Source organism: Mycobacterium sp. IDUB_3, assembly GCF_055419585.1.
This window is the reverse complement of sequence record NZ_JBVAXZ010000006.1, coordinates 1-1,014: the sequence shown is the minus strand read 5'-3', so window position 1 is coordinate 1,014 and position 1,014 is coordinate 1. Positions and strand designations below refer to the sequence as shown.

Sequence of the window (1,014 nt, the reverse complement as noted above, 5' to 3'; positions counted from 1 at the left end):
CGTATTTGGCGCGCGGCGCCGCGGATCTGGTGCCGACCGCGCAGCTGCTGGATACCTACAGCCCGGAAATCTATTGCACGCTGCACAACTATCACGACATCGTGCCTATCACCGGTGCGTCCGAGGGCGGGTTCAACGGCTACTCGCTCAACATGGACACCGAGGTCACGTCGGGGCTGGGTCTGATCGCGAACCCGCTGTCGCTCGCGGCCGTCGCGGCGCTCACGCTTGGACTCGGCGCCACGGCCGGCCTGGTCGGTGGTGCGCCGAACCCCTACATCTATCCCGAGAATCTGCCGCGGGTGAACGCTCGCGGCGGCCCCGGCGGCGCCCCGGGCTGCTGGCAGCCGCTCACCCGCGACCTGTGGCCCGCCCCGGAGTTGGTGATGGACTCCGGCAACAGCCTCGCGCCGTACAACCACCTGGACACCGGATCGCCGTATGCGATCGAGTACGTCTGGGGACGCCAGATCGGCGACAACACCATCAACCCGTAAATCCTGCTTGGCGCGCGAAAGCGCTGTCCGAGAACGTCATTCGCTCACCGACAGCTGCGGTCAACTGCCACCCGCGGGAACGGTTATTCGAAAAATGATGTTGTGCGCCCGCCGATTCCACTGTTGCTTTGTTTGTGCCACGGCGCCGCGGTACATTTCACTGATCTTATTGCATGTGTGTACAGCCAAGCGCTGGGTGGCGGCGCCGAGATGAGGGGCAGGGTTGGCGACCGTGGGTTATCTGGACAACCACCCGTATAGGTGGCTGCCCCCGATGATCGTCGAGCGCACGGCGTAGCGCCATGGAGGGTTCACCCGTTCAGATCAACGACTCGCGCGAGCCGCCCTACAGGGTGATCACCTTCGTCGTGCTCGCGGTGCTGGCGGTGATCTTCACCCTGGTCTACATCCAGTTCCGCGGAGGTTTCACGCCTAAGACGCAGCTGACCATGCTGGCGTCGCGGGCCGGGTTGGTGATGGATCCGGGTTCGAAGGTGACCTATAACGGGGTGGAGAT

1 protein-coding gene and 1 pseudogene are annotated in these 1,014 nt (G+C 64.3%); both read left to right on the top strand.

The annotated features are described in order from the left end of the window. Positions 1–497: MCE family protein (locus tag ACZYVJ_RS25735; protein WP_463834073.1), on the top strand; the 497-nt coding region annotated here is incomplete at its 5' end. A gap of 302 nt (positions 498–799) precedes the next feature. Continuing rightward, positions 800–1,014, top strand: a pseudogene (locus ACZYVJ_RS25730) (MCE-family protein MCE1A); the annotation flags it as partial.